Here is a 24,752-nt window from a genome sequence, read left to right as displayed (position 1 = left end):
ACGAGCACGGCGCGGCATGGTTGAGGCGGAAACGGAGGTATTTCCATGCTCTCACCAATCCGCCTCGTCTCGGAAGCTGCCGAGCTCGCCGCGCAGCGCCATAACGGCATGGCGCGCAAGGGCCGCGGCAATGAGCCCTATATCAATCATCTCGCAGAGGTCGCGAACCTGCTCGCGACTGCGACCGACGGCGCCGATGCCGAGCTGGTCGCGGCCGGCTGGCTGCACGACACCATCGAGGACACCGACACCACGCGCGAGGAGCTCGCGCAGAGATTTTCCGATCGGGTCGCGTCCCTCGTTGCCGAGTGCACCGACGACATGAGCTTGCCGAAAGCGAAGCGGCGGCAGAAGCAGATCGAGGACGCGCCCCACAAATCGCCGGGCGCCAAGCTGATCAAGATCGCCGACAAGATCAGCAATACGGGCGCGCGCATTCAGACCGATCCGAATGCTGGGGAGCGCGAAGATCTCGCCGACTATATCGCCTGGGCCACGCAGGTCGTGGCGGGGTGCCGCGGCGGCAATGCGTGGCTCGACGAAAAATTCGATGACGCCGTGAAAGCAGCAAAGGCCTTGCTGTGACAAACCAGACATTCAATCGCAAACGGGGCTTGTGATGTCCGTCAAGATGAAGCGTTCCGTCTATGCCGACATGTTCGGTCCGACCACCGGCGACAAGGTGCGGCTGGCCGACACCGACCTCATCATCGAGGTCGAGAAGGATTTCACCACCTATGGCGAGGAGGTGAAGTTCGGCGGCGGCAAGGTGATCCGCGATGGCATGGGGCAGTCGCAGGTCACCAACAGGCAGGGCGCGGCCGATACCGTCATCACCAATGCGCTGATCGTGGACCATTGGGGCATCGTGAAGGCCGACGTCGCTATCAAGGACGGCATGATCGCAGGCATCGGCAAGGCCGGCAATCCCGACATCCAGCCCGGGGTCACCATCATCATCGGCCCCGGCACCGACGTGATCGCGGGTGAGGGCAAGATCCTCACCGCCGGCGGCTTCGACAGCCACATCCATTTCATCTGTCCGCAGCAGATCGAGCACGCGCTGATGTCAGGGGTCACCTCGATGCTGGGGGGCGGCACCGGCCCGTCGCACGGCACCTTCGCGACCACCTGTACGCCGGGGCCCTGGCATATGGGGCGGATGATCCAGTCGTTCGACGCCTTCCCGGTCAATCTCGGCATTTCCGGCAAGGGCAACGCCTCGCGGCCCGCCGCGCTGGTCGAGATGATCAAGGGCGGCGCCTGTGCGCTGAAGCTGCACGAGGACTGGGGCACCACGCCGGCCGCGATCGACAATTGCCTGTCGGTCGCCGACGATCACGACATCCAGGTGATGATCCACACCGACACGCTGAACGAATCCGGCTTCGTCGAGGACACGATCAAGGCGTTCAAGGGCCGCACCATCCACGCCTTCCACACCGAAGGCGCCGGCGGCGGTCATGCCCCTGACATCATCAAGGTCGCCGGGCTGAAGAACGTGCTGCCGTCGTCGACCAACCCGACGCGGCCGTTCACCCGCAACACCATCGACGAGCATCTGGACATGCTGATGGTGTGCCACCATCTCGATCCGTCCATCGCCGAAGATCTGGCGTTCGCCGAGAGCCGTATCCGCAAGGAGACGATCGCGGCCGAAGACATCCTGCACGACCTCGGCGCGCTCTCGATGATGTCCTCGGACTCGCAGGCCATGGGCCGCCTCGGCGAGGTCATCATCCGGACCTGGCAAACCGCGGACAAGATGAAGAAGCAGCGCGGCTCGCTGCCGCAGGACAAGGGCAAGGACAACGACAATTTCCGCGTCAAGCGCTACATCGCCAAGTACACCATCAATCCCGCCATCGCGCACGGCGTGTCGAAGCTGATCGGCTCGGTCGAGAAGGGCAAGATGGCCGATCTCGTGCTGTGGTCGCCGGCCTTCTTCGGCGTCAAGCCGGACTGCATCGTCAAAGGCGGCACGATCGTCGCCGCGCCCATGGGCGATCCCAACGCCTCGATCCCGACGCCGCAGCCGGTGCACTACCAGCCGATGTTCGGCGCGTTCGGCAAGGCACGTACGGCATCCTCGGTGGTGTTCACCTCCAAGGCCGCGATCACCGGTGGCCTCGCGCGAAAGCTCGGCATCGAGAAGAAGCTCTATGCGGTCCAGAACACCCGCGGCAAGATCTCCAAGAAGAGCATGATCCACAACGACGCGACGCCCAATATCGAGGTCGATCCGGAGACTTATGAAGTGCGCGCCGACGGCGAGCTCCTGACCTGCGCTCCGGCGGAGGTGCTGCCGATGGCGCAGCGATATTTCATGTACTGAAATAGCGCCTCAACGCATGTCCCCGGCGGTGTCCGGAGACGGCTTTTTTGCGGTTTTGCGTTCGGTCCCGCCTGGTCTAATGTCCCGCCCGGTATCGTAACCCTCAGAAGAAAAGCCGGGAGGATTTCTCGTGATCTATGTCGTTGCCACCTTGACCATCAAGCCCGAGACGCGCGCCGAATTCATTGCAGCCGCCACCGCCTGCATCAAGGAGACGCGGAAAGAGCCCGGCAATATCGCCTATGACTTGCATGAGAGCGTCACCGACCCCGCCAAGATGGTGTTCGTCGAGCAGTGGGAGAATATGGAGGCGCTGGGGCCGCATCGCGCTGCCGAGCACATGAAGACGTTCGGCCGCGTGGCGGTGAAATGCTTCACGGCGCCGCCGAAGATCGAATACATCACGCCCGAGAAGGTCGAGACACGGTAAAGAGGTACGACGCATGATCCGGGCGACGCAGGTCAGGGGACAGCACCGCTTCACGGAAGCGCCAGTGGACACGGTCGTGCTCGGTTTCGACGACCGGCACCGCCGCCGCATGGCGATGACCGGCACCCGGGGCCTCGAATTCCTGCTCGACCTGGAGCATGCCGTCGCGCTGCGCGGCGGCGATGCGCTGGTGCTGGAGGACGGAAGGCTGATCGAGGTGGTCGCGGCGCCCGAGCCGCTGCTCGAAATCCGCGGCCGCGATCCGCACCACCTCGTCCGCGTCGGCTGGCATCTCGGCAACCGTCATCTGCCGACCCAGATCATGGCCAAGGCCCTGCGCATCCGCCGCGATCACGTCATCGAGGCGATGGTGAAGGGCCTTGGCGCGCGTGTAATCGAGATCGAGGCGCCGTTCGATCCCGAAGGCGGCGCCTACGCCAATGCCGGCCACGCGCATGGACACGACCATGCGCATCACGATCACGGCCATCATCACCATGACCATGGTCACCTCCATGATCATGGCTCGCACGACCATAGCCACGAGCACCACCATCACCACGACGAGCATTGCGATCATCCCGACCATCACCACGGCCACAAGCATGCTCATGACCACAAATGAGCCGGTCGGCGCCGGTGATCTTGCCGAGGGCGAGGCGGCGGCGTTGTACCGGCTGATGACCTGGCTTTCGCCGGCATTTCCCGTCGGCGGCTTCTCCTACTCCAGCGGCACCGAATGGGCGGTCGAGGCGGGCGACGTCACCGACACGACGACGCTGGCGGATTGGCTCGATGCGATGCTCGGCGACGGCTCCGGCTTCTGTGACGCGACGTTTCTGGTCCACGCCTATCGCGCCACGGAATCGGGCGAGACGGCCGCATTGAACGAGATCGCCGAGCTCGCGAGCGCCTTCGTGCCGTCGCGCGAGCGGCAGCTGGAGACGACCTCACAGGGCCGCGCCTTCATCGACATCTCGCGCGCCGCGTGGGATGCCGACGGACTGGACGCGACGGTCGCGGCATGCAGCGCGCCATTGGTCTATCCGGTCGCGGTCGGTGTAGTTGCCGCGATGCACGCCGTGCCGTTGGCGCCGACGCTGCACGCCTTCCTGCATGCGCTGGTCTCGAACTGGATTTCCGCCGCCAGCCGGCTCATTCCGCTCGGCCAGACCGATAGCCAGCGTGTGCTGGTGAGGCTGGAAGCCGCCGTCGCCGCCACCGCCAATCGCGCGTTGAATGCGACCTTGGACGATCTCGGCAGCGCGACGTTCCGGGCCGATCTCGCCAGCTTGCGGCACGAGACGCAATATACCCGCTTGTTTCGGTCGTGAGCGGTGCGGCCGTCAAGTCATCAGGAGAGAACAAGTCACATGGCGAAATCTCACGGTCCTTTGCGTGTCGGCGTCGGCGGTCCGGTCGGATCGGGCAAGACCGCGCTGATGGACCTGCTCTGCAAGACCATGCGCGAGCGCTATGACATTGCGGCAATCACCAACGACATCTACACCAAATGGGATGCGGAGTTCCTGGTGCGTTCGGGATCGCTGACGCCGGATCGCATCGCCGGCGTCGAGACCGGCGGCTGTCCGCACACGGCGATCCGCGAGGATGCCTCGATGAATCTCGCTGCGGTCGCGGACATGCGCGCGAAGTTTCCCGGACTTGACCTCGTGCTGATCGAATCCGGCGGCGACAATCTCGCTGCCACTTTTTCCCCGGAGCTGGCCGACCTCACCATCTATGTCATCGACGTCGCCGCCGGCGACAAGATCCCGTCCAAGGGCGGCCCGGGCATCACCCGGTCCGACCTCTTGGTCATCAACAAGACCGACCTTGCGCCCCATGTCGGCGCCTCCCTGGAGAAGATGGAGACGGATGCCAGGCGCATGCGCGGCGAGCGGCCCTTCGTCATGACCAACCTCAAGAAGAGCGAGGGGCTCGACCGAATCGTCGGTTTCATCGAGGCCAAAGGCGGCCTGAAACGGGCCGGCTAACCGGACGCGACCAGTTGGCGCAGGCGTTTTTCGCCGTTAACGCCTGGGCCATGCCGCAACCGCGGAACAAATCTCGCACACGGCGATTAACTACCTCCGGCGCCCGGGGCAAAGATCATCCCGGCCAGACCATCGGCCGGGCGGATTAAGCTTTTCAGGCGACCCAAGTTGCGTACTGATGCCTCCTCCTTCATTATCTCCGCCACTGGGGTTTACCCTGCTTCGGCCTCTGGCCGTTCGAGCGGCGTTCATGTGCTCCGTGTTCATTGGCGACTTCCTGCTTTCGCCTGAGTAATCGCGTGGTCAGGCTGGGTTTCATCATCGGCTTCATCGCTCTGCTCGGGGCCTTGCTCTCCGGGCTTGCGGCTTATCGCGTCCACGACCAGGAGCTGGCGCTGGACCGGATCGCGCTGGCGCGTGCGATCGACGTGCATGCGAGCCTGGTTCAGGACCGCCTGACCGAGCGGGAGCTGCTCGCGCGTGTCGCCTCGGGCCTGTTCCGCGCGCCGTCGGTGATCAAGCCGAACATGCTGGAGCCGCTGCGCTCGGCGATCTACGCCTTCAAGACCGACTTTGTGGTGGCCGGCTGGATCGCCCGGCTGAAGCCGAACGAGCTTGCGGACGCGCAAGCCGCCATCGCCAGCGCCGGCTTCCCGAATCCGCAGATCCGCTCGTTTGACGACAAGCCGATCAATCCTGCCGATGTCACCCAGCCGATCGACGTGCTGTTGGATCTCGAGCCGCGCAGCAACGAGACCACGGCCTTGCCCGGCCGCAGCTACGATCAGGATCCGGTTCGCAGCGCGATGCTCACGCGGGCGCGCGCCGAAAAGAGGTCGGTTGCCTCCGACCCGGTGCCGTTGATCCGCGGCAACGGTCCGATCGGCATCATCGTGGCCGCGCCCGTCGTTCCCGAGGGCGCGACGGAGCCGGCCGGGTTCGTCACATTTTCCTACGAGCTCGCCTCGCTGATGCTGGCCAATGACGACATGTCGCTGTTCGCGGTGGCGCTCAGGGATCCGCGCAAGGACGGCGGCGAGCTGATCGCCAATGATCAGGGCGTGGTCTCGACGCGGATCGCGGCGGCGGACGGGGCGCCGTCGGCGACGCGCACGGTGAGCTTCGGCGGCCGCGATTGGCAGCTCGGCTATTACGCGAAGACCAATTCGGTGCGCCGCGCCGAGCAGACCGCCATCATCGTGGCGGCGATCGGCTTTGCCATCACCGCAATGGTGTGCGGCCTGTTCGGTTACGTCGCCTACAACAATCTGCGGCTCAGCCGGGAGATCCAGGTCAGGATCGGCTTCGAGCGGCGGTTGACCGCGGTGATCGACGAGCTCAACCACCGCGTCAAGAACATCCTGGCGGTGATCCAGTCGATCGTGACGCGCACCTTGCGCCACGGCTCGGACATCGACATCGCGCGCGAGCTCCTGATCGGGCGCATCCACGCCATGTCCAATGTGGTGTCGCTGCTCAGCGAGAGCCAGTGGCAGGGTGTCAAGTTGAAGGGCCTGTTCGAGGCGCGCGCGATTCCGCATGCCGATCGCATCGCCGTCACCGGCCCCGACATCGCGGTCAGCGCGCGTGCCGCACAGAGCCTGTCGCTGCTGTTCTTCGAGCTCGCCTCGCATTCCGACGAGGGCCTGTCGCTGGTCGGCAAGCACCCGCACATCACCGCCAACTGGACGGTGACCGGCGAGGAGGGCGACGAGGTCTTCCATTTCCGCTGGGAGGAGTTCAACACCAGCGAGGCGACGCGCCGGCCCGATTCTGATTTCGGCCTGATCCTGCTCGACCGCGTCGCGCCCGAGGCGCTGGGCGGGACCGCCAAGCGCTTCTTCACCGACGTCTCCTACGTCTATGAATTGACCGCGCCGATGGAGACGGTGGTCGACATGACCGAGCGCGACCGCACGGATAAAATCTCGGCGCCGGTCAGGCCGGTGCGAAGTTAGCCCTTCGGCCGCAACACCAGATCGACGAGGCTGCGCGCGTAGCCGGGTGTGATCGGTGCGATGCCGAAGATATAGCGGTAGAACAGGCTGCCATAGATCGCGTCGTAGAGATTCTCAGGAGGACCCTCGGCCTGAATGCTGCCGTCCTTCTGGCCGGCGGCGATCATGTCCACCAGCGCGTCGCGGCGGAATTGCAGGTACCGGGCGTAGAACAGCTCGGCCGACCCGGTCTTGGAAATGCATTCGGAGACGACGGCGAGCTGGACCTTGCCGAACTCGCCCTGCAGCGCCTCGGCATAGGCGGCGGCGTGGCGCCGCGCGCGCGCCGCGGGCGTGCCGGCGCTCGCGGGCGGCAGCGGCAGCATTTGCGCGGCATGGTGGAGGAAGGCGTCGATCAGCAGCGCTTCCCGCGACGGCCACCATTTGTAGATCGTCATCTTGGACACGCTGGAGTGGCGTGCGATCGCATCGATGGTGGTGGCGGCAAGGCCGGTGGCCGCCATCAGCGCATAGGCGCTTTCGAGGATGGCGTTGGTGGTCTCGATCGACCTTGGCCGGCCGCGCCGGGGCGCGCGCTCCGCCTCTTCACGCCCGTCTTTCGCCATCGCCACGCCCGGTCTCCTCACGCAGGGTCCCGGCATAGCGCAGGGGCGGCATTCGGCCTAGCAGAATCACACGATGTTGTCGCGAGAAGCGATCAGCTCTGGGCCTGCTGCCGCAGGGCTGCCGGCAGATCCTGCCGTTTCGACCAGGCGATGTAGTAGGCGAGCCCGGTCATCGCCGCGAAGCCGGTGATGCTCACTGCCACCTGCATCACCGCCAGGTTCGGCCCGGTGATCAGGATGAGGTGGCCAGCGAAGGATAGGAACACGGCGACGGAGAATACCGCGAGCCATTCCTCACCACATGCGATCACCGCTTGCAGCGGTTTCCATCTCAGGCCGGGGTGATCTGCCGGAATGAGATGGGTGGCAATGAATGCGAGGGCGAGGAAGTGGACCACCCGATAGGGAGCGAGGTTTTCCTTGTCGGTCGGAGCGATGCTGTTGAGGAGCAGATCGGGCAGGTAAGCCGACAGCGCCGGCGAATGGCGCATCAAGGTGACGGCCATCGCGAAGACCAGGTAGGCGCCGGCGAGGATCCGCAGCCAGGACATGCCGTGCAGCGCACGTCCCGGAGCGCCCGTCACGGCGAACCAGCCGCCCAGCACCATCAACATCTGCCAGCACAGCGGATTGAAGGTCCATTCCCCGTCCGGATAGATCCGAAAGTTCCAGTCGAACCAGCGTGCGGCGAGATACAGCGCGACCGATGCCGCCAGCGTCAGGTTCGGGCCCCGCAGCAGGCCCCACAACGCGAACGGAAAGAACGCCATCAGCGGGACCATCAACTGCAGCAGGTCGAGGTTCAGCGGCTCTTCCTGGAGCACGAGACCGCGGACCAGGATGCGCAGTGGATGCTCGAGAATTCCGGAGATGTTGTACTGGTGGATGATCTCCGGCGCCATCGATTGCCTGGCGACATAGGCGATGGCATCGATATAGATCACGAACAGCACGACATAGGCGGCATAGAGCCGCCAGACCCGGCGAAAGATGCGCGTCGCCGCGACCAAGTAGCCGCGTTCCAGCGCCATCCTGCCATGGATGATGGCGACCCCGTAGCCCACCACGAACACGAACAGGTCCGCCGCGCCGCTGAAGCCGAAATTGCGCAGCGTCAGCAGGTTGACGACGTTGTTGGGAATATGGTCGACGAATATGGACCAATTGGCGATGCCGAGCGTCAGATAGAGCCTGGCGTCATGCTGGAATGCGGCGAGGTTCGCCTTGACGGACGGTTTCATTGAGCAAAATAGCTTTGGGAATCAGGATGATGCTTTTAACGGCAACCGCCTGCTCGTCCGAGTAGCGTTTGCGTGAGCAGGGAAGAACCGCGCCAAACGGCGTCAATGTGCCGCTTGCTCTATGAAATGCAGATAGATGCGCGCGCAGTAATTATAATGCCGGACCTCTACTCGGCAGGTTCGGCCGACACCTCGTCGGACACGCCGGCGCGGCTCGCCAGGATGCCAAGGGCGACGCCCCCGATCGCCAGGATCGGCAGCAGCCGCTTGACGCCGATGGCACGAACGATCTGGAGCCCGGTGGCGAGGAGCATCGGATCTGCAAGCATGCTCTGCGCGGCCGATTTCGCGGCGCGCTCGGCCGCGATCTGGGCGCGTTTCTGCACCTCGCGCTTGTAGCTCCAATAGGAGCCTGCCGCGGCCAGGGTCAGCAGGAAGAAGATGCCGGCGCCGGCAAGACAAGCCTGCACCGGGCCATATTTCTGCAGCACCCAAATGAAGACGGCGGCACAGAGGAAGCCTGTGGTCACGAGCAGCGCGAAGGCAGCGCCCGCGGCAAGGGAGGTCAGCCGAACCGTCGTGCCGGTTGATGCGCTGATGCCGTCGATGATGCGCTGAAACATGGCCTTGCTCCTCATCCCCACCAGCCGAATGGTCACGAGCCAACAGCGGCGGCGTGTCGCCGCCGTATCAAATGGGCCTCGACATCCTTAGCGACGCCAGGCGACGCCGATCAGGAAGCCGATGCCGAGCGCCAGCCCGACGGTCGCCAGCGGCCGCTGCGTGATCGCCTCTTCCAGCGTCTCCTCGATCGAGCCGTAGGCGTCATGTGCAGCTTCCATCATCGCGCTGCCGCGCTCGGACATGTCGTCCATCGCGGAGTCCATGTTCTCGCGCGCCTGGCGATAGCCGCGGCGAGCCTGCTTGCTGGTGGAGTTGGCGAAAGTATTGAGCGCGTCGGTGATCTGGTCGGTGAGGGCGGCGATATCGCTTTTCACGGCTGCTACATCCTTTTCGAGGCGGTCTCGGGTGGCTTTGTCGGTCCAGTCTCTCATCCCGGCTTCGGCATTGGGCGTGGACATCGGGAGCTCCGAACTGTTGACGGCTGAGATGGGCGGAGAACGTTTCGTCGCCGGGTAAGTTCCGTTCGCTGAAACCGGTCAGGCTTGCGGCAGCTGCGGCGAATTCTCCGGCAGCAGGTGGTCCTTCAGGATCAGCGCGACGATCAGGAGCGGCGACGACAGGAACGCGCCCATCGGCCCCCACAGCCAGGTCCAGAACGCGAGCGCGAGCAGCACGGCGAGCGCGTTCAGGGCGAGCCGCCGCCCGATGATCGTCGGCGTGATGAAGTGACCCTCGAGAAAGGTGAGGCCACCGAAGGCGAGCGCGGCCATCAGGCCGCCGCCGAGGGTCGGGAAGGCGATCAGCCCGACCACGACCAGCACCACGAACATCGCCACGGGCCCGATGATCGGGATGAAGTTGAGCGTGGCCGCCAGTGCGCCGAGGCCGGCCGGATTGGGCATTCCGGTCAGCGCACAGATCAAGCCGGTGGCGACGCCGACGCCGACATTGATGAGGGTGACGGTCAGCAGATAATTGCCGAGATGGACCTCGATCTCGTTGAGGATCCGGAGCGTGCGCAGCCGCGCGTCGTGATTGCTGAAGGTCATGATCATGGCCCGCCGCAGGTCGCGCCAGCTTGCGATGAACAGGATCAGGGTGACGAAGAACAGCAGGAATTCGGTAAAGGTCGGTGACAGGAATTCCAGCGTCGGCTGCACCCACTCGATCTTGGGCATGTGCAGGCTCGGCAATCCCTCCGAGCCGCCGAGCATGGCTTGCAGCTCCCGCCAGAGCGCAAGCGGCCGGTCGAACACGTGCAGCTTGTCCTTCAATTGCGCGCCGAGCTCTGGCAGGCGCGTGCTCCACGCCATGACTGGCGAAGCGATCAACGCGACGGCGAAAGCGACCACCGCGCTCACTGCGACCACGATCAGCACCGCGCCGACGCTGCGTGGGACCTTGCTTCGCTCCAGGAAGGTGGCCGCCGGAGACAGCATGGTCCCGATGACGAACGCCATCACGACCGGCAGGAAGAACGCCCGGCCGACATAGAGCACGGCGACGATGGCGATCAGCAACAGCCCGGCCAGCGCGAACGCGACGAATTCAGTGCGGCGGATCACCGGCGGCAGCTCGACATGGCTCTCGGGAAGCGGATCGCCTTCGCTGTTGCCGGAAATCAAACGTTCACTGGGTAGGACGCGCACAATATCTCTCCCGCACGGAATCCGTGATCCGCGCGCCCATTGATGACGTGACTAATGCTTGGGCGGCGTGCTGGTTCCATCGCGGCTTCGTGAACGGATGCTCGCTTGACTGTGACGTCGCTGCCGCACGCTGCGCCGGAACTTCGATCGAGCCGGCGGAGTTTGTTGAGGCAGCGCATCACCTGATGCACACCCAACGGGGCAGCTCATGACAAAGTTGTTTGCAGTCCGTCGTAGCTTCTCGCCGCGCGCCGTCGGCGCGTTCGCCTTCGCAACCGCTCTTCTCGCAGTGCCGGTGGGCACCGCGAGCGCCCAAACCTTCGGCTATGCGCCGATGCAGCGGGTGTATCCGCAGGACCTTTACTCGCAGGGCCAATACTTGCAGGGCCAACACTTGCAGGAACAAGGCTATTCGCAGGATGACATCAACGGGGCGCCGCAGGTCGCCGATGAGGATGCCCAATTGCCCGACCGGCTGCGCAGGCAGATCGTCGGCTTCGACCGGAGCGAGCCGGCCGGTACCATCGTCATCGATACCAACAGCACCTATCTCTATTACGTGCTCGGAGGCGGCCGCGCGATCCGCTACGGCGTCGGCGTCGGCCGCGAGGGCTTTACCTGGTCGGGCGTGCAAAGCGTCAGCCGCAAGGCCGAGTGGCCGGACTGGCATCCGCCGGCCGAGATGATCGCGCGCCAGCCCTATCTGCCGCGCTTCGTCGCCGGCGGGCCCGGCAACCCGCTCGGTGCGCGCGCGATGTATCTCGGCTCGAGCCAATACCGCATCCACGGCACCAATGATCCCTCCACCATCGGCAAGTTCGTCTCGTCCGGCTGCATCCGCATGACCAACGAGGACGTCGTCGACCTGTATAGCCGCGTCAATGTCGGCGCCAAGGTCGTGGTGCTGCCGAAGAACGCGCCGCTAATGGCGAAGGGAGGTGATCCCGTGCGCAAGCGTCCGGCCGTGACGACGCTGCCTTCGGGTCGGCAGGCGCTGAACATGACCACGTCGGCCGTGAATTAGTCTGCGAGGTCCTATGGCGAGACGGCTGATTGACAAACTGGCGGGCGGAGCGGCGATTGTCGTCGTCGTCTCCACCGGGCTAGCGATGGCGCCGTCGGCGCATGCGCAGGATTTCTTCTCGGGCCTGTTCGGCGGCTTTCGGATGCGGCCGCCGCCGGAAATCCGGATGCCTTTCCCCACCGACGATATGCCGCGCTATGAGGCGCCACGCCAGCGCGCGTCCTACGGCGGCGGCACCGCCTATTGCGTGCGCAGCTGCGACGGTCGCTACTTCCCGGCACAAGGCAATGATGCCGAGAGCAAGGCGCAATCCTGCAAGAGCTTCTGCCCGGCCTCGGAGACCTCGCTGGTCTATGGCGGCAACATCGACGATGCCGCGACTGAGAAGGGAAAATCCTATTCGGACTTGCCAAATGCATACCGCTACCGCAACGAGATCGTCGCGGGCTGTACCTGCAACGGCAAGGACCCGGTTGGGCTCGCATCAGTCAAGGTCGAGGACGACCCGACCCTGCGCAAGGGCGACATCGTCGCGGGCGCCGGCGGCCTCGTGGTCGCCAGCCGCAACGCCAATGACCGCCGTGGCGTCGCGATGAATTTCTCGCCGCTGCCGGAATCGGTGCGTGCCAGATTCCGTCAAGTCCCGGTGGTGGCGAAGGAGTAGGGAGCGCCCTATCGGACGGCGTCCGAACCTTGTCGGACGGCCAAATGCTGGACTAGGCCCGCCGCGGGACGTTGCGCGGCAGGGTTTCCGAGATGGAACCGGCTTGGGTGCAGCGCGTTAGAACAGCGTAGCAATTGCCTGAAGGGGGCCTCGCGATGCTGGTCGGCGTACTCGTCACCTTTCTCGTCGTCATTCTCGTGCTCTATCTCATCAACATGCTGCCGATGGATGGCCGCGCCAAGCAGATCGCGCGCGTGATTGTCATCATCATCGGCATCGTTTCGCTGCTGAAATACCTGGCGGTGTTCTAGCAATCGCAGCCCGGACAAGCGAAGCGGTATCCGGGCCGCAACGACGGCCCCGATCGCACCTCACGCCATCCGGGGCTACACCTCAAATCAAAAGCCCCGGCGTGAGCCGGGGCTTCGTTCGTGCCGCTTCAGTGCAGCGACTTCAGCCAGTCGTCGACGTCCTGACGAACCTGGTCCTTGGCCTTGCCGTAACGCTCCTGCAACCGGCCCTCAAGCTGCTCGCGGCGGCCCTCGATCAGTTGGAGGTCGTCGTCAGTGAGCTTGCCCCATTTCTCCTTGGCCGATCCCTTGAACTGCTTCCAGTTTCCTTCGATCCGATTCCAGTCCATGACCATCTCCCGTTGGTTGATGGCCCGACAACGCGAGGCGCACGCAGCCTGTTCCGTGACACAGCGCGACGTTTCGCCCAACAAAAAAGCCCCGGGTTCGGCCGGGGCTTCGATGTTCCCGTGACTTTGCTCAGCCGAGCGCGCTTATCCAAGCGCCTCTTTATCCAAGAGCCTCTTTATGCAAGAGCCTTGGCCTCGCGGCGGCGCGCGGTGAGGATGTATTCGGTGTAGCCGTTCGGCTGTTCGCGCCCCTTGAAGATGAGGTCGCAGGCAGCCTTGAAGGCGACGCCGTCGAAGGCAGGCGCCATCGGCTTGTAGATGGGATCGGACGCGTTCTGCTTGTCGACGACGACCGCCATGCGCTTGAGCGATTCCATCACCTGCGCCTCGGTGATCACGCCCTGGTGCAGCCAGTTGGCAAGGTGCTGGCTGGAGATGCGCAAGGTGGCGCGGTCTTCCATCAGGCCGACATCGTGGATGTCGGGCACCTTGGAGCAGCCGACGCCCTGGTCGATCCAGCGCACGACATAGCCCAGGATGCCCTGGCAATTATTGTCGATCTCCTGCCTGACGTCATCGGGCGCCCAGTTCGACTTCGACACCGGAATGGTGAGGATGTCGGACAGCTTTGCGCGCGGTCCGCCCTTGGCGAGTTCCTCCTGGCGCGCGATGACGTTGACCTGGTGGTAGTGCAGCGCGTGCAGCGTCGCCGCGGTCGGCGAGGGCACCCAGGCGGTGGTGGCGCCGGCCTGCGGATGGCCGAGCTTCTGGGCCAGCATGTCCGCCATCTTGTCGGGCGCGGCCCACATGCCCTTGCCGATCTGGGCGTGGCCGGGCAGGCCATCGATCAGGCCCATGTCGACGTTCCAGTCCTCATAGGCCTTGATCCAGGCCTGCGCCTTCATCTCGTTCTTGCGAATCATCGGACCCGCTTCCATCGAGGTGTGGATCTCGTCGCCGGTGCGGTCGAGGAAGCCGGTGTTGATGAACATGATGCGCTTGGAGGCGCGCTGGATGCAGGCCTTGAGGTTGACGGTGGTGCGTCGCTCCTCGTCCATGATGCCGACCTTGAGCGTGTTCTCGGGCAGGCCGAGCATCTTCTCGACGCGGTCGAAAATCTCGCAGGTCAGCGAGACCTCGTCCGGGCCGTGCATCTTCGGCTTCACGATGTAGGCAGAACCGGTGCGGCTGTTCTTGACCTTGGAATTGCCCTTGAGGTCGTGGATCGCGAGCAGGCCCGAGACGGCGGCGTCCAGCAGGCCCTCCGGAACCTCTTCGCCCTTCTCGTCGAGCACCGCGTCCGTGAACATGTGGTGACCGCAATTGCGCATCAACAGCAGGCTGCGGCCGTGCAGCTTGAGCTCGCCCTTGCCGTCCGGCGTCTTGTAGAGGCGGTCGGAATTGAGCGAACGCGTCAGCGTCTTGCCGCCCTTCTCGAAATCGGCCGACAACGTGCCGTTCATCAGGCCGAGCGTGTTGCGGTAGACCAGCACCTTGTCCTCGGCATCGACAGCGGCGACCGAGTCCTCCATGTCGAGGATGGTGGAGACCGCGGCCTCCATGATCATGTCGGCGACGCCGGCCGGATCGTCCTTGCCGATCGCGCTGCTGCGGTCGATCTTGACCTCGATATGCAGGCCGTTGTTGACGAGCAGCACGGCGCTCGGCGCAGCCGCATCGCCCTGGAAGCCCGCGAACTGCGCGGCGTTCTTCAGCGCGGTGGCGTTGCCGCTCTTCAGCTTCACCGCGAGCTGGCTCGCGACGATGCTATAGCCGGTCACGTCGGTGTGGCTGCCGGTCGCGAGCGGCACCGCGTTATCGAGGAACGCCTTGGCCTTGGCGATCACCTTGTCGCCACGCGCCTTGTTGTAGCCCTTGCCGCTCTCGGAAGGGTCGTGCGGGATCGCATCGGTGCCGTAGAAGGCATCATAGAGCGAGCCCCAGCGCGCATTCGCTGCGTTCAGCGCGTAGCGCGCATTGGTGAGCGGCACCACGAGCTGCGGGCCGCAGATCTTGCCGATCTCCTCGTCGACATTGGCGGTCTCGACCTTCTGCGTCGCCGGCTCCGGGACGAGATAGCCGATCTCCTTTAGGAAGGCGGTATAGGCATCGAGGTCGAACGCCTTGCCCTTGCCCGCGCGGTGCCAGTCGTCGATCTTGGCCTGCAGATTGTCGCGGAATGCGAGCAGCTCGCGGTTCTTCGGTCCCAGCTCCTTGATGATGCCGGCCAGCCCGGCCCAGAACGCATCCGGCGCGATCCCGGTTTTCGGGGCCGCTTCCTTGGCGATGAAGTCAAACAGGACGGGTGCGATCTTCAATCCGTGGGCGTCGACGCGTTTCATGATGGGCTTTCTTGTTGGAAATGGCTGTTTTTGGCTGCTTTTGACCCGACAGCAGCAAAATGCGCCCACGCGGGGCGGCTTTCGGGGGCCTATTAGCCCCAAAAAAGAGGCCGTGAGAAGACCCCCGGGAGCTTGTCAAAATGTCAAGGCGAGGATCTGGATTGGTACGCCGTTACAGACTTGAGCCCAGCTCCGCACCACGCGCACAACTGCGCTCCCTCCCCCGCTTGCGGGGGAGGGTTGGGGAGAGGGTGTCTCCGCGTCGGGATTGTTGAGATTAACTGAGGATGTCCCTATGCAGCGAGAGCCCTCACCCGCCGCGCTCTGCGAGCGCGTCGGCCTCTCCCGCAAGCGGGAGAGGCGGAGCAAGCCCGCAGACAGTCCTCGTGCAATTCATATGCGATCGCCCACCCCCGCAAGGGCTCGCAAGGGGGAGGGACGCACCGCCCGTGTGGGCGGCAGCGAGCGCATCAACGAATGCGCGTGCCTCAAATATTCGCAGCGAGGTCCACGAGCTCGTCGAACAGCACGCCTGATGCCTTCAGCATCTGCTCGATCTCGTCGGCCGCTTCCGCAACCGTCCGCTTCGACGTATCGATCACGAGCTCGGCGGCCTCAGGCTTCTCGTAGTCGTTGCCAATGCCGGTGAACGAGGCGAGTGCGCCGGCGCGGGCTTTCTTGTAATGGCCCTTGGGATCGCGCTCCTCGCACACCTCGGCGGGCGTCGCGACATGGATTTCGCGAAACGCGGTGTCGGCGATGCGACGCGCGGCGGCGCGATCTTCGCGCGCGGGCGAGACCGCCGCGACGATGGCGATGTGGCCGTTGCGGGCGAGATGCGTCGCGACCTCGGCGAGGCGGCGGATGTTCTCGCTGCGATCAGTGGCGGAGAAGCCGAGATCGCTGTTGAGCCCGGCGCGCAGCGTGTCGCCATCGAGCAGGATCGGCGAGCCGCCATTGGTGAAGAGACGCCGCTCCAGCGCCCGCGCCAGCGTCGACTTGCCGGAGGCCGGCAGGCCGGTAAGCCAGACCACGGCGCCATTGTGGCGGTAGCGGGCCGAGCGCTCGTCGCTACGCAGCGCCGATTCCACCGGCACGATGTCGACAGGCACGGCACGCTGGCCGGCATCGACCGACAGCACCAGGCCACCGCCGGCGATGCGCCCGGACACCTCGATCACGAGGCGGCCGGTGCGCGGATTTTCGGTGTAGGGATCGGTCGCGATCGGATTGGACAGGGAGATGTCGATCTCGCCGACATGGTTGCGACCGATCGCCTTGTTCTCGCTGCTCGAGAGCTCGCCGGGATCGACCGCCTTCTCGATGGCGACCACGGTGGCGCGGCTTTCCTTGGGGCCGCAGCGCACCAAAAGCTGGTCGCCCTTGGCAAGCGGCTTGTCGTGCAGCCAGAAGATGCGCGCGCGCAGCCGCCGCGTCTCGCGCGGGGCGCTGCCCGCATGCGCGATGATGTCGCCGCGCTCGATGAACAATTCGCGGTCGAGCGTGATGCCGACCGAGCGGCCGGCGCCCTGACGGCCCGCTACCGGCGTCGCCGGCCAGCTCTCGACCGTCTTGATCTTGGCGATCTTACCGGCCGGCATGATCACGATCTCGTCGCCGGCAATCAGGCTGCCGGATTCGATGCGGCCGGCGACGATGCGGCGGTCGTCGAACTTGTAGATCGCCTGCACCGGCAGCCGCAGCGCCAGCGCTTCCAGCGGACGCGCCGGCTCGAGGTGATCAAGCGCCTCGACCACGGTCGGTCCCTTGTACCAAGAGATGCGGTCGGTGCGCATCGCGACGCCGTCGCCGTCACGCGCGGAAATCGGGATCACGGCCGTGGGCGTCACGCCGAGGCCGTTCAGATGCGCGGAGATCTCGTCGCTGATGTCCTTGAAGCGTGCGGCGGAGAAATCGACGCGGTCCATCTTGTTGACGACGACGGCGACCTGCTTCACCCCGAGCAGATGCAGGAGATAGCCGTGCCGCCTGGTCTGGTCGCGCACGCCCTCCAGCGCGTCGATGATCAGCACCGCACCGTCGGCCTGCGAGGCGCCGGTGATCATGTTGCGGAGGAATTCGGCGTGGCCGGGCGCATCGATCAGCACGATGTCGCGCGAATTGGTGCGGAAGCGGATCTGGGTGGTGTCGATGGTGATGCCCTGGTCGCGCTCTGTCTGCAGCGCGTCGAGCAGGAACGACCATTCGAACGGCATGCCGCGCCGCGCGCTGACGGCCTTGAGCATTTCGAGCTTGCCCTCGGGCAGGCTGCCGGTTTCATGCAGGAGGCGGCCGACCAGGGTCGACTTGCCGTGGTCAACATGGCCGACGATGACGATGCGGACCTGGGGACGCGTGGTGCCGTTCGGCGTGCCGGGCGAGGCTGACGTGACGATCATGTTCATGGCCGCGTCCTTGATCAGAGATAGCCGGCGACGCGAAGGCGCTCGAAGGCGTCCTCGGTCTCGTGGTCGAGCGCGCGCCCCGAGCGCTCCGGCACCTTGGTCTGTTCGAGCTCGATCAGGATCTCGTCGATGTTCGAGGCATTCGAGGCAACCGGATTGGTGATGTCCTGGTCTCCTAGCGAGCGATAACGCTTGCCGTTCTTGGCGAGGTACAGCGGAATAATCGGGATGTTCTCGCGCTTGGTGTAGGCCCAGATGTCGGCCTCGGTCCAATGCAGGATCGGATGGATGCGCAGATGCGCGCCTTGCGGCGGCGAGGCGTTGAAATGATCCCAGAATTCCGGCGGCTGGTCGCGCACGTCCCAATTGCCCTCCAAGCCGCGCGGCGAGAACACCCGCTCCTTGGCGCGCGTTGCTTCCTCGTCGCGGCGGATGCCGGCGATCAGGCCGTCAAAGCCATACTTTGCGAGCGCCATCTTGAGGCCCTCGGTCTTGCGCGCGGCGGAACGGGCGGCCGGCGGCAGCGTTGGGTCGACGGCATCGATCGGCGGGCAGGGCTCGACGCGCAGATCGAGATCCCATTCCTTGCCGTAATGATCGCGGAAGCGATACATCTCCGGAAACTTCTTGCCGGTATCGACGTGAAGGGCCGGGAACGGCATCTTGCCGAAGAAGGCTTTCCGCGCCAGCCAGATCATGACGTTGGAGTCCTTGCCGAGTGACCACAACAGGGCAATCTTCTTCAGCCGGGCAAAGGCCTCACGGAAGATGTAGATGCTCTGCGCTTCGAGCTGGTCGAGATGGTCCATGCTCGAGGCAAGTTCGGCAGCAAATTCTTGCGCGCGCACGCGCTCAGCCAGCGCCGGATTGCTCAGTCGATCAGCAGCGGAATCGTCCTTGAGAAGATGCATCTCTGCCACTTTGCGTTTGGAGGCGAAAATTCTATAGTTGCGGTGCGGAAGAGAAGAAAAAATTTTCTCTTTGCGCGCTCGAAACGAGACATATATAGAAAATAATTCCAGTCAACCCCGTTTGTGGGGAAGCGAGTATCACATGCGGTTCTTGCCGGTGTTTCTCGATCTCAAGGCCGGCCCGGTGGTCCTCATCGGGACGGGCGAGCTTTTGCGCGCCAAGCTGCGCGTGCTCGCCGCTGCCGGCGCGCGCCTGCGCGTGCATGCGATCGACGGCAATCATGACCTTGGCCTCGGCTCCGAAGACTCCGCGCGCATCGAGATCGCGGCGGGCGATCCGCTCACGGCGGATCTTTCCGGCGTCATCGCCGTCGTTTGCGCCGGCGCAGGCGATGTCGGTGTCGCCATGTCGGCTCGCGCCAAAGCGGCTGGCCTGCCCGTCAACGTCATGGACGACCTCGAGCATTCCAGCTTCATCTTTCCGGCCATCGTCGATCGCGGCGATGTCGTGGTCGCGGTCGGCACGGGCGGCACCTCCCCGGTGGTGGCGCGGCGCGTGCGCGAGAAGATCGAGGCGCTGCTGCCGGCGCGCATTGGCGAGCTCGCCGAGTTCATCGGCACCTTCCGCAAGTCGATCAACGAGCGCATCGCCGAGTTTCCGCTGCGCCGCCGCTTCTGGGAGCGCGTCATCGACGGTCCTATCGGCGCCGCCATGCTCGCCGGCCGCAACAGCGAAGCCGATGCATCGCTCAAGGCGATCTCCGATCCCACCGCGTTCGCGCGCGCCGACAAGCCGGAAGGCTCCGTCGCGCTGGTCGGCGCTGGCCCCGGCGATCCCGATCTGCTCACCATCAAGGCGCTGCGCGCGCTGCAGGACGCGGACATCGTCTTTTATGACGAGCTGGTCTCGCCCGAGATTCTCGACCGCATTCGCCGCGACACCACGCGCTTTGCGGTCGGCCGCCGCGTGGGCAAGCCCGGCATCGGCCAGGACGCCATCAACAAGCGCATGATCGAGGCCGCGCAATCGGGCCAGCGCGTCGTGCGGCTGAAGGGCGGCGATCCCTTCGTGTTCGGCCGCGGCGGCGAAGAGGTGGAAGCGTTGCGCGCCGCCGGCGTCGCCTATTCGATCATTCCCGGCATCACCGCAGGGCTCGGCGCCGCTGCCGATTTCGAGGTGCCGCTCACTTATCGTCACGAAGCGACCCGCATCACCTTCCTCACCGCACACAAGGCCCGCGATGCAGAGAACGTGGATTGGTCGACACTGACCGACACCAAGATGACCGTCGTGGTCTACATGGGCATGACCGCAGCGCCCGCCGTGCGCGCAGGCTTGTTCGCGGCCGGCCGCTCGCCGGAGACGCCGGTCGGCGTGTTCGCCCGCGTCACGCGGCCCGATGCGCAAGGCGCAATTGGCACGCTGCGCGATCTGCCGGAACTGGTGCGGCGGATCCATGGCGGTCCCGCCATCCTCATCATCGGCGACGTGGTCCGGCATGCCGGCTCGCTTCGCCGCCAGACACCCAAACAAATCATCTCTGACCTATTGGATGCAGCCGAATGACCTCTCCGCTCGAACAAAAGAAGATCCGTATCGCCGGCCCCTCGGTCGTGACCGCCAACCGCACCTGGGACGGCATCGTGGTTTACCGCACCGCCGCCAACAGCTGGTCCGCCGAGCTGTCGGAAGCCGCGATCGTGCGCAACTCCGACGAGGCCAAGGCGTTGCTTGCGGAAGCCGTGGCCGATGACGTCGGCGCCATCGGCCCCTATATCGCGCCGGTGCAGATCGGCGACGATGGCAAGGTCCAGCCCGGCAATCTGCGCGAGCAGATTCGCCGCACCGGCGTCACCATCGGACAGCCGGCCCAGGTTTAAGGCACCCACTTATGTATGCTTACGACGAAATCGACCGCACGCTCGTCAACGAGCGCGTCTCGGAGTTCCGCGACCAGGTGAAGCGGCGCCTTTCCGGCGAGCTCACCGAGGACGAGTTCAAGATCCTGCGTTTGCAGAACGGCGTCTATCTGCAGCTGCACGCTTATATGTTCCGCGTCGCGATTCCCTATGGCACTCTGGCGACGAACCAGATGCGGGCGCTCGCCCATGTCGCGCGCAAATACGATCGCGGCTACGGCCACTTCACCACGCGGCAGAATATCCAGTTCAACTGGATCAAGCTCGCCGAGCTGCCGGATGCACTCGAAGACCTCGCCAAGGTTGGCATCCACGCGATGCAGACCTCCGGCAACAACATGCGCAATGTCACCTCGGACCAGTGGGCCGGCGTCGCGCCGGGCGAGATCGAGGATCCGCGCATCTGGTCGGAGCTGATCCGCCAGCACACCACGTTGCATCCGGAATTCTCGTTCCTGCCGCGCAAGTTCAAGATCGCGATCACCGCCTCGGACCACGACCGCGCCGCGATCAAGATCCACGACATCGGCCTGCGCTTGATCAAGAACGAGAAGGGCGAGACCGGCTTCGAGGTTCTGGTCGGCGGCGGTCTCGGCCGGACGCCGTTCATCGCCAAGACCATCAAGCACTTCGTGCACGGCCGCGACATCCTCAGCTACATCGAGGCGATCTTACGCGTCTACAATCAGTACGGCCGCCGCGACAACATCTACAAGGCGCGCATCAAGATCCTGGTGCACGAGCTCGGCATCGAGAAATTCTCGCGCGAGGTCGAGGACGAGTGGCAGCATATCCGCAACTCCTCGCTCCAGATCGACGAGGAGGTGATCGAGGACATCCGCTCGCGCTTCACCTATCCGGCTTACGAGAAGCTGCCGCATATGCCGGACGAGCTGCGCCAGGCCGCGGCCGACCCCGATTTCGAGGCATGGCGCAAGAACTCGGTGGCCCCGCACAAGGTGCAGGGTTACTCCATCGTCACGATCTCGCTGAAGCCGACCGGCGGGCCTCCGGGCGATGCCACCGCCGAGCAGATGGACGCGCTGGCAGATCTTGCCGACAAATATTCCTTCGGCGAGATCCGCGTCGGCCACGAGCAGAATCTAGCGCTGCCGCACGTCGCCAAGCGCGACCTGCCGGCACTGTGGAAGGCGCTCGACAAGCTCGGGCTGGCGACGCCCAACGTCAACCTGATCACCGACATCATCGCTTGCCCCGGGCTCGACTATTGCTCGCTGGCGAATGCCCGCTCGATTCCGATCGCGCAGGAGCTGACGCGGCGCTTCGCCAATCACGAGCTCGCTAACCTGATCGGCCGTCTGCACATCAACATCTCCGGCTGCATCAATGCCTGCGGCCATCACCATGTCGGCCATATCGGCATTCTCGGCGTCGAGAAGAACGGCGAGGAGGTCTACCAGATCACCATCGGCGGCCGTGCCGACGAGAACGCCGCGCTCGGCACCCTGATCGGTCCCGGCGTCAAGTTCGACGAGGTCGCCGACGTGGTCGAGGACATCGTGGAAGCCTATCTGGCGCTGCGCGAGCGGCCCGAAGAGCTGTTCATGGACACGGTGAAGCGCCTCGGCGTCGAACCCTTCAAGGAGCGCGTCTATGCCACTCGTTAATGGCGGAAAGATCACGGACGACCGCTTCGTCAAGCTCGCCGTCGACACGCCGCTGCCCGAGGGCGGCGACATCCTGGTGCCCGCCGAGCGCTTCCTCGGCGAGGCCGAGGGCTTGCTCAAGCGCGCCGGAAAGGTCGGGGTGATCTGGCCCAACAATCGCGACATCGCCGAGCTCGTGCCGTATCTCGGCCAGATCGCCGCCGTCGCGCTGGTGTTCCCGACCTTCCGTGACGGGCGCGCCTACAGCCAGGCGCGGCTGCTGCGCGAACGTTACAACTACCGCGGCGAATTGCGCGCGACCGGTCAGGTGCTGCGCGACCAGTTCGTGTTCATGCTGCGCGCCGGCTTCGATGCCTTCGAGGTCAAGAAGCAGGCCGATGCGGAGGCCTTCATGCAGACCGCGAAGCGCTATTCGGTGTTCTACCAGCCGACCGGCGATGGCCGCATCACAGCGCTGCACCGGCGCATGCAATTGCGCCACTCCGAAGGGGTCGGCACGTGAACGCGATCGCGCCTCAGGTTTCGCCCGTGTCTGCGCTACCTTCGGCGGACGAGCTCGATCGCGCCTTGCGCGATGCCTCGCCTGCGGAGGTCATTGCCGCGGCGCTGAAGACGGTCGGGCGCGAGAAGCTTGCGCTGGTGTCCTCGTTCGGTACTGAATCGGCGACGCTGTTGAAGGTCATGTCGGATGTCGATCCCGCAATCCCCGTGATCTTTCTCGACACCGGCTGGTTGTTCGAGGAGACGCTGGCCTATCGCGATACGCTCATTGCGACGCTGGGCCTGAAGGACGTTCGCTCGATCAAGCCGGCCGAGGAGACGCTGTCGCGCGAAGATCCCGACCGCGACCTCTGGTTCTCCGATCCCGACGCCTGCTGCCGCATCCGCAAGGTCGAGCCGCTGGCGCGTGCGCTGAAGCCGTTCGGCGCCTGGCTCAACGGCCGCAAGCGCTTTCAGGGCAATGCGCGCGCCGACATTCCGGTCGTCGAGGACGATGGCGCGCGGCTGAAGTTCAATCCCTTCGCCAACGTCTCGCGCGAGGAGATCGAGGCGATCTTCACCCGCGCTAAATTGCCGCGGCACCCTCTGGTTGTGTCAGGATTCCTGTCGGTTGGGTGTATGCCTTGCACCAGCAGAACGACTGAGGGCGAGGATGCACGCGCCGGCCGGTGGCGCGGCCGGGCCAAGACAGAATGCGGCATCCATACGATGAAGACTTCGTAGCACAGTCACGCTGCGAGCTAGCGAACAAGAAAATCGGGTTCCGTTGACACAAGAGCGTTTCGCCACGAGTTATGCCTGCCGTCGATGACGCCGATGTCGTCGAGGTGAATGGAGATGGACATGATGCGCCGTATCGTTCCGCTCGCCGCAGGATTGCTCGCGACGGGGTTCTGGGCAGGCTCGGCTCTGGCCGCCGACATCAATTTGCTGAACGTGTCGTACGATCCGACGCGCGAGCTCTATGTCGAGTTCAACAAGGCGTTCGCGAGCGCCTACCAGAAGGAAACCGGCAAGAGCGTCGAGATCAAGCAGTCGCACGGCGGCAGCGGCTCGCAGGCGCGCGCGGTGATCGACGGCTTGCAGGCTGATGTGGTGACGCTGGCGCTCGCCTATGACATCGACGCCATCGCGAGCAAGCGCCTCACCGCGACGGATTGGCAGAAACGGCTGCCACAGAATTCGTCGCCCTACACGTCGACCATCGTGTTCTTGGTGCGCAAGGGCAATCCCAAGGGCATCAAGGACTGGGATGATCTGATCAAGCCGGGCGTTGCCGTCATCACGCCGAACCCGAAAACGTCGGGCGGCGCGCGCTGGAATTATCTTGCCGCCTGGGGCTTTGCGCAAAAGAAATACGGTTCGGCCGACAAGGCCAAGGACTTCGTTGGGAAGCTCTTCCAGCAGGTGCCGGTGCTCGATACCGGCGCCCGGGGCGCCACTGTGACCTTTGTCGAGCGCGGCGTCGGTGACGTGCTGCTCGCCTGGGAGAACGAGGCGTTCCTGGCCCTCAAGGAATTCGGTGCGAACAAGTTCGAGATCGTTGCACCGCCGCAGTCGATCCTCGCCGAGCCGCCGGTCGCGATCGTGGACAAGGTTGCCGACAAAAAGGGCACCCGCAATGCGGCTGACGCCTACCTCCAATACTGGTACACCAAGGAAGGGCAGGAAATCGCCGCGCGCAATTTCTACCGTCCGCGTGATGCCGAGACCGCCAAAAAGTACGAAAATGCCTTCGCCAAGGTCGAGCTGTTCACGATCGACGACGTCTTCGGCGGCTGGACCAAGGCACAGAAGGAACATTTTGCAGACGGCGGCGTTTTCGATCAGATTTACAAGAACTGATCGGGCGCTGTCGTAGGGGGCTTTAGCAGGGGG

25 protein-coding genes are annotated in these 24,752 nt (G+C 64.7%); 16 read left to right on the top strand and 9 right to left on the bottom strand.

Translation table 11 applies throughout. The features are described 5' to 3' along the window. Positions 1–45: 45 nt before the first annotated feature. The 7 genes from N2605_RS29795 to N2605_RS29765 all read left to right on the top strand — a co-directional run bounded on the left by N2605_RS29795 (position 46) and on the right by N2605_RS29765 (position 6,720). Positions 46–585, top strand: a complete 540-nt coding sequence (locus tag N2605_RS29795) for an HD domain-containing protein (protein WP_035998123.1) — start codon at positions 46–48, stop codon at positions 583–585. 34 nt (positions 586–619) lie between these two features. Next, a complete protein-coding gene (gene ureC, locus N2605_RS29790; protein ID WP_035998126.1) occupies positions 620–2,335 on the top strand; it encodes an urease subunit alpha in 1,716 nt (571 codons plus the stop codon). A gap of 130 nt (positions 2,336–2,465) precedes the next feature. After that, the gene (locus N2605_RS29785; RefSeq protein WP_035998129.1) at positions 2,466–2,765 is read left to right on the top strand and encodes a putative quinol monooxygenase; all 300 of its coding nucleotides are present in this window, start codon (positions 2,466–2,468) and stop codon (positions 2,763–2,765) included. Positions 2,766–2,778: 13 nt separating this feature from the next. Beyond that, positions 2,779–3,390 (top strand): urease accessory protein UreE, encoded by a 612-nt coding sequence (ureE, locus tag N2605_RS29780; protein ID WP_260344308.1) that lies wholly within the window; start codon positions 2,779–2,781, stop codon positions 3,388–3,390. Then, the gene (locus N2605_RS29775; RefSeq protein WP_260347522.1) at positions 3,371–4,099 is read left to right on the top strand and encodes an urease accessory protein UreF; all 729 of its coding nucleotides are present in this window, start codon (positions 3,371–3,373) and stop codon (positions 4,097–4,099) included. Before ureE ends, N2605_RS29775 begins: the two co-directional genes overlap by 20 nt. A 39-nt stretch (positions 4,100–4,138) precedes the next feature. Then, positions 4,139–4,762 carry an urease accessory protein UreG gene (gene ureG / locus N2605_RS29770; protein WP_025033975.1) on the top strand — a complete coding sequence of 208 codons (624 nt, stop codon included), beginning with the start codon at positions 4,139–4,141 and terminating at the stop codon, positions 4,760–4,762. A 299-nt stretch (positions 4,763–5,061) separates the two neighbouring features. Further along, the gene (locus tag N2605_RS29765) at positions 5,062–6,720 is read left to right on the top strand and encodes a CHASE domain-containing protein (protein ID WP_109142436.1); all 1,659 of its coding nucleotides are present in this window, start codon (positions 5,062–5,064) and stop codon (positions 6,718–6,720) included. Here N2605_RS29765 and N2605_RS29760 read toward each other — a convergent pair. The 5 genes from N2605_RS29760 to N2605_RS29740 form a co-directional block, all read right to left on the bottom strand. Next, positions 6,717–7,325, bottom strand: a complete 609-nt coding sequence (locus tag N2605_RS29760) for a TetR/AcrR family transcriptional regulator (protein ID WP_036021630.1) — start codon at positions 7,323–7,325, stop codon at positions 6,717–6,719. The two genes, N2605_RS29765 and N2605_RS29760, sit on opposite strands and share 4 nt — an antisense overlap. A 92-nt stretch (positions 7,326–7,417) precedes the next feature. Continuing rightward, positions 7,418–8,566, bottom strand: coding sequence for an OpgC domain-containing protein (locus N2605_RS29755; RefSeq protein WP_260344306.1), 1,149 nt, complete (start codon positions 8,564–8,566; stop codon positions 7,418–7,420). Positions 8,567–8,733: 167 nt separating this feature from the next. Beyond that, entirely contained in the window at positions 8,734–9,189 is a 456-nt protein-coding gene (locus tag N2605_RS29750; protein ID WP_057028148.1) for a hypothetical protein, read from the bottom strand. An 87-nt stretch (positions 9,190–9,276) separates the two neighbouring features. Further along, positions 9,277–9,648: an ElaB/YgaM/YqjD family protein gene (locus N2605_RS29745; RefSeq protein WP_035998171.1), complete on the bottom strand. Its 372-nt coding sequence runs from the start codon at positions 9,646–9,648 to the stop codon at positions 9,277–9,279. A 78-nt stretch (positions 9,649–9,726) separates the two neighbouring features. Further along, complete coding sequence (locus N2605_RS29740; protein WP_035998174.1) at positions 9,727–10,839, bottom strand: AI-2E family transporter; 1,113 nt, start codon at positions 10,837–10,839, stop codon at positions 9,727–9,729. Between the two features lie 208 nt (positions 10,840–11,047). Here N2605_RS29740 and N2605_RS29735 point away from each other — a divergent pair, with 208 nt between their 5' ends. From N2605_RS29735 to N2605_RS29725, 3 genes are all read left to right on the top strand, one after another. Further along, positions 11,048–11,863 (top strand): L,D-transpeptidase, encoded by an 816-nt coding sequence (locus tag N2605_RS29735; RefSeq protein WP_260344305.1) that lies wholly within the window; start codon positions 11,048–11,050, stop codon positions 11,861–11,863. A gap of 13 nt (positions 11,864–11,876) precedes the next feature. Beyond that, entirely contained in the window at positions 11,877–12,527 is a 651-nt protein-coding gene (locus tag N2605_RS29730; RefSeq protein WP_225149275.1) for a DUF2865 domain-containing protein, read from the top strand. Positions 12,528–12,682: 155 nt separating this feature from the next. Continuing rightward, positions 12,683–12,838 carry a Thivi_2564 family membrane protein gene (locus tag N2605_RS29725; RefSeq protein ID WP_008546817.1) on the top strand — a complete coding sequence of 52 codons (156 nt, stop codon included), beginning with the start codon at positions 12,683–12,685 and terminating at the stop codon, positions 12,836–12,838. Between the two features lie 128 nt (positions 12,839–12,966). On the opposite strand, the gene N2605_RS29720 is transcribed toward N2605_RS29725, so the two are convergent. The 4 genes from N2605_RS29720 to cysD form a co-directional block, all read right to left on the bottom strand. Further along, on the bottom strand, positions 12,967–13,167 hold the full coding sequence (locus N2605_RS29720; protein ID WP_008546815.1) for a CsbD family protein: 201 nt from the start codon (positions 13,165–13,167) through the stop codon (positions 12,967–12,969). 176 nt (positions 13,168–13,343) lie between these two features. Next, positions 13,344–15,509, bottom strand: a complete 2,166-nt coding sequence (locus tag N2605_RS29715; protein WP_260344295.1) for a malate synthase G — start codon at positions 15,507–15,509, stop codon at positions 13,344–13,346. A gap of 488 nt (positions 15,510–15,997) precedes the next feature. Next, entirely contained in the window at positions 15,998–17,914 is a 1,917-nt protein-coding gene (gene cysC, locus N2605_RS29710) for an adenylyl-sulfate kinase (RefSeq protein ID WP_225139305.1), read from the bottom strand. A 14-nt stretch (positions 17,915–17,928) separates the two neighbouring features. Continuing rightward, positions 17,929–18,723, bottom strand: coding sequence for a sulfate adenylyltransferase subunit CysD (gene cysD, locus N2605_RS29705; protein ID WP_035998209.1), 795 nt, complete (start codon positions 18,721–18,723; stop codon positions 17,929–17,931). A gap of 244 nt (positions 18,724–18,967) precedes the next feature. Here cysD and cysG point away from each other — a divergent pair, with 244 nt between their 5' ends. The 6 genes from cysG (at position 18,968) to N2605_RS29675 (ending at position 24,719) form a co-directional block, all read left to right on the top strand. Further along, the gene (cysG, locus tag N2605_RS29700; protein ID WP_225185201.1) at positions 18,968–20,392 is read left to right on the top strand and encodes a siroheme synthase CysG; all 1,425 of its coding nucleotides are present in this window, start codon (positions 18,968–18,970) and stop codon (positions 20,390–20,392) included. Further along, positions 20,389–20,706, top strand: a complete 318-nt coding sequence (locus N2605_RS29695; protein ID WP_036021663.1) for a DUF2849 domain-containing protein — start codon at positions 20,389–20,391, stop codon at positions 20,704–20,706. Before cysG ends, N2605_RS29695 begins: the two co-directional genes overlap by 4 nt. 11 nt (positions 20,707–20,717) lie before the next feature. Then, on the top strand, positions 20,718–22,373 hold the full coding sequence (locus N2605_RS29690; protein WP_109142442.1) for a nitrite/sulfite reductase: 1,656 nt from the start codon (positions 20,718–20,720) through the stop codon (positions 22,371–22,373). Next, positions 22,360–22,875 (top strand): DUF934 domain-containing protein, encoded by a 516-nt coding sequence (locus tag N2605_RS29685; RefSeq protein WP_035998199.1) that lies wholly within the window; start codon positions 22,360–22,362, stop codon positions 22,873–22,875. The genes N2605_RS29690 and N2605_RS29685 overlap by 14 nt, the downstream gene beginning before the upstream one ends. Further along, the gene (locus N2605_RS29680) at positions 22,872–23,597 is read left to right on the top strand and encodes a phosphoadenylyl-sulfate reductase (RefSeq protein ID WP_109142443.1); all 726 of its coding nucleotides are present in this window, start codon (positions 22,872–22,874) and stop codon (positions 23,595–23,597) included. Before N2605_RS29685 ends, N2605_RS29680 begins: the two co-directional genes overlap by 4 nt. A 120-nt stretch (positions 23,598–23,717) precedes the next feature. Next, positions 23,718–24,719, top strand: coding sequence for a sulfate ABC transporter substrate-binding protein (locus N2605_RS29675; protein ID WP_192893080.1), 1,002 nt, complete (start codon positions 23,718–23,720; stop codon positions 24,717–24,719). Positions 24,720–24,752 lie beyond the last annotated feature (33 nt).

This window comes from Bradyrhizobium yuanmingense, assembly GCF_025200905.1.
Classification (GTDB): Bacteria; Pseudomonadota; Alphaproteobacteria; order Rhizobiales; family Xanthobacteraceae; genus Bradyrhizobium; species Bradyrhizobium yuanmingense.
Note: the sequence above shows the minus strand (reverse complement) of the source record. Positions and strands in the feature narration are given on the sequence as shown.

Bases quoted from the DNA above. Each gene is read 5' to 3' on its own strand.
- N2605_RS29725 (WP_008546817.1), top strand. From the start codon at position 12,683: ATGCTGGTCGGCGTACTCGTCACCTTTCTCGTCGTCATTCTCGTGCTC.
- ureE (WP_260344308.1), top strand. From the start codon at position 2,779: ATGATCCGGGCGACGCAGGTCAGGGGACAGCACCGCTTCACGGAAGCG.
- N2605_RS29760 (WP_036021630.1), bottom strand. From the start codon at position 7,325: ATGGCGAAAGACGGGCGTGAAGAGGCGGAGCGCGCGCCCCGGCGCGGC.
- cysD (WP_035998209.1), bottom strand. From the start codon at position 18,723: ATGGACCATCTCGACCAGCTCGAAGCGCAGAGCATCTACATCTTCCGT.
- N2605_RS29695 (WP_036021663.1), top strand. From the start codon at position 20,389: ATGACCTCTCCGCTCGAACAAAAGAAGATCCGTATCGCCGGCCCCTCG.
- N2605_RS29690 (WP_109142442.1), top strand. From the start codon at position 20,718: ATGTATGCTTACGACGAAATCGACCGCACGCTCGTCAACGAGCGCGTC.
- N2605_RS29685 (WP_035998199.1), top strand. From the start codon at position 22,360: ATGCCACTCGTTAATGGCGGAAAGATCACGGACGACCGCTTCGTCAAG.
- N2605_RS29675 (WP_192893080.1), top strand. From the start codon at position 23,718: ATGATGCGCCGTATCGTTCCGCTCGCCGCAGGATTGCTCGCGACGGGG.
- cysG (WP_225185201.1), top strand. From the start codon at position 18,968: ATGCGGTTCTTGCCGGTGTTTCTCGATCTCAAGGCCGGCCCGGTGGTC.
- cysC (WP_225139305.1), bottom strand. From the start codon at position 17,914: ATGAACATGATCGTCACGTCAGCCTCGCCCGGCACGCCGAACGGCACC.
- ureC (WP_035998126.1), top strand. From the start codon at position 620: ATGTCCGTCAAGATGAAGCGTTCCGTCTATGCCGACATGTTCGGTCCG.
- N2605_RS29750 (WP_057028148.1), bottom strand. From the start codon at position 9,189: ATGTTTCAGCGCATCATCGACGGCATCAGCGCATCAACCGGCACGACG.
- N2605_RS29715 (WP_260344295.1), bottom strand. From the start codon at position 15,509: ATGAAACGCGTCGACGCCCACGGATTGAAGATCGCACCCGTCCTGTTT.
- N2605_RS29775 (WP_260347522.1), top strand. From the start codon at position 3,371: ATGCTCATGACCACAAATGAGCCGGTCGGCGCCGGTGATCTTGCCGAG.
- N2605_RS29755 (WP_260344306.1), bottom strand. From the start codon at position 8,566: ATGAAACCGTCCGTCAAGGCGAACCTCGCCGCATTCCAGCATGACGCC.
- N2605_RS29745 (WP_035998171.1), bottom strand. From the start codon at position 9,648: ATGTCCACGCCCAATGCCGAAGCCGGGATGAGAGACTGGACCGACAAA.
- N2605_RS29730 (WP_225149275.1), top strand. From the start codon at position 11,877: ATGGCGAGACGGCTGATTGACAAACTGGCGGGCGGAGCGGCGATTGTC.
- ureG (WP_025033975.1), top strand. From the start codon at position 4,139: ATGGCGAAATCTCACGGTCCTTTGCGTGTCGGCGTCGGCGGTCCGGTC.
- N2605_RS29720 (WP_008546815.1), bottom strand. From the start codon at position 13,167: ATGGACTGGAATCGGATCGAAGGAAACTGGAAGCAGTTCAAGGGATCG.
- N2605_RS29795 (WP_035998123.1), top strand. From the start codon at position 46: ATGCTCTCACCAATCCGCCTCGTCTCGGAAGCTGCCGAGCTCGCCGCG.
- N2605_RS29735 (WP_260344305.1), top strand. From the start codon at position 11,048: ATGACAAAGTTGTTTGCAGTCCGTCGTAGCTTCTCGCCGCGCGCCGTC.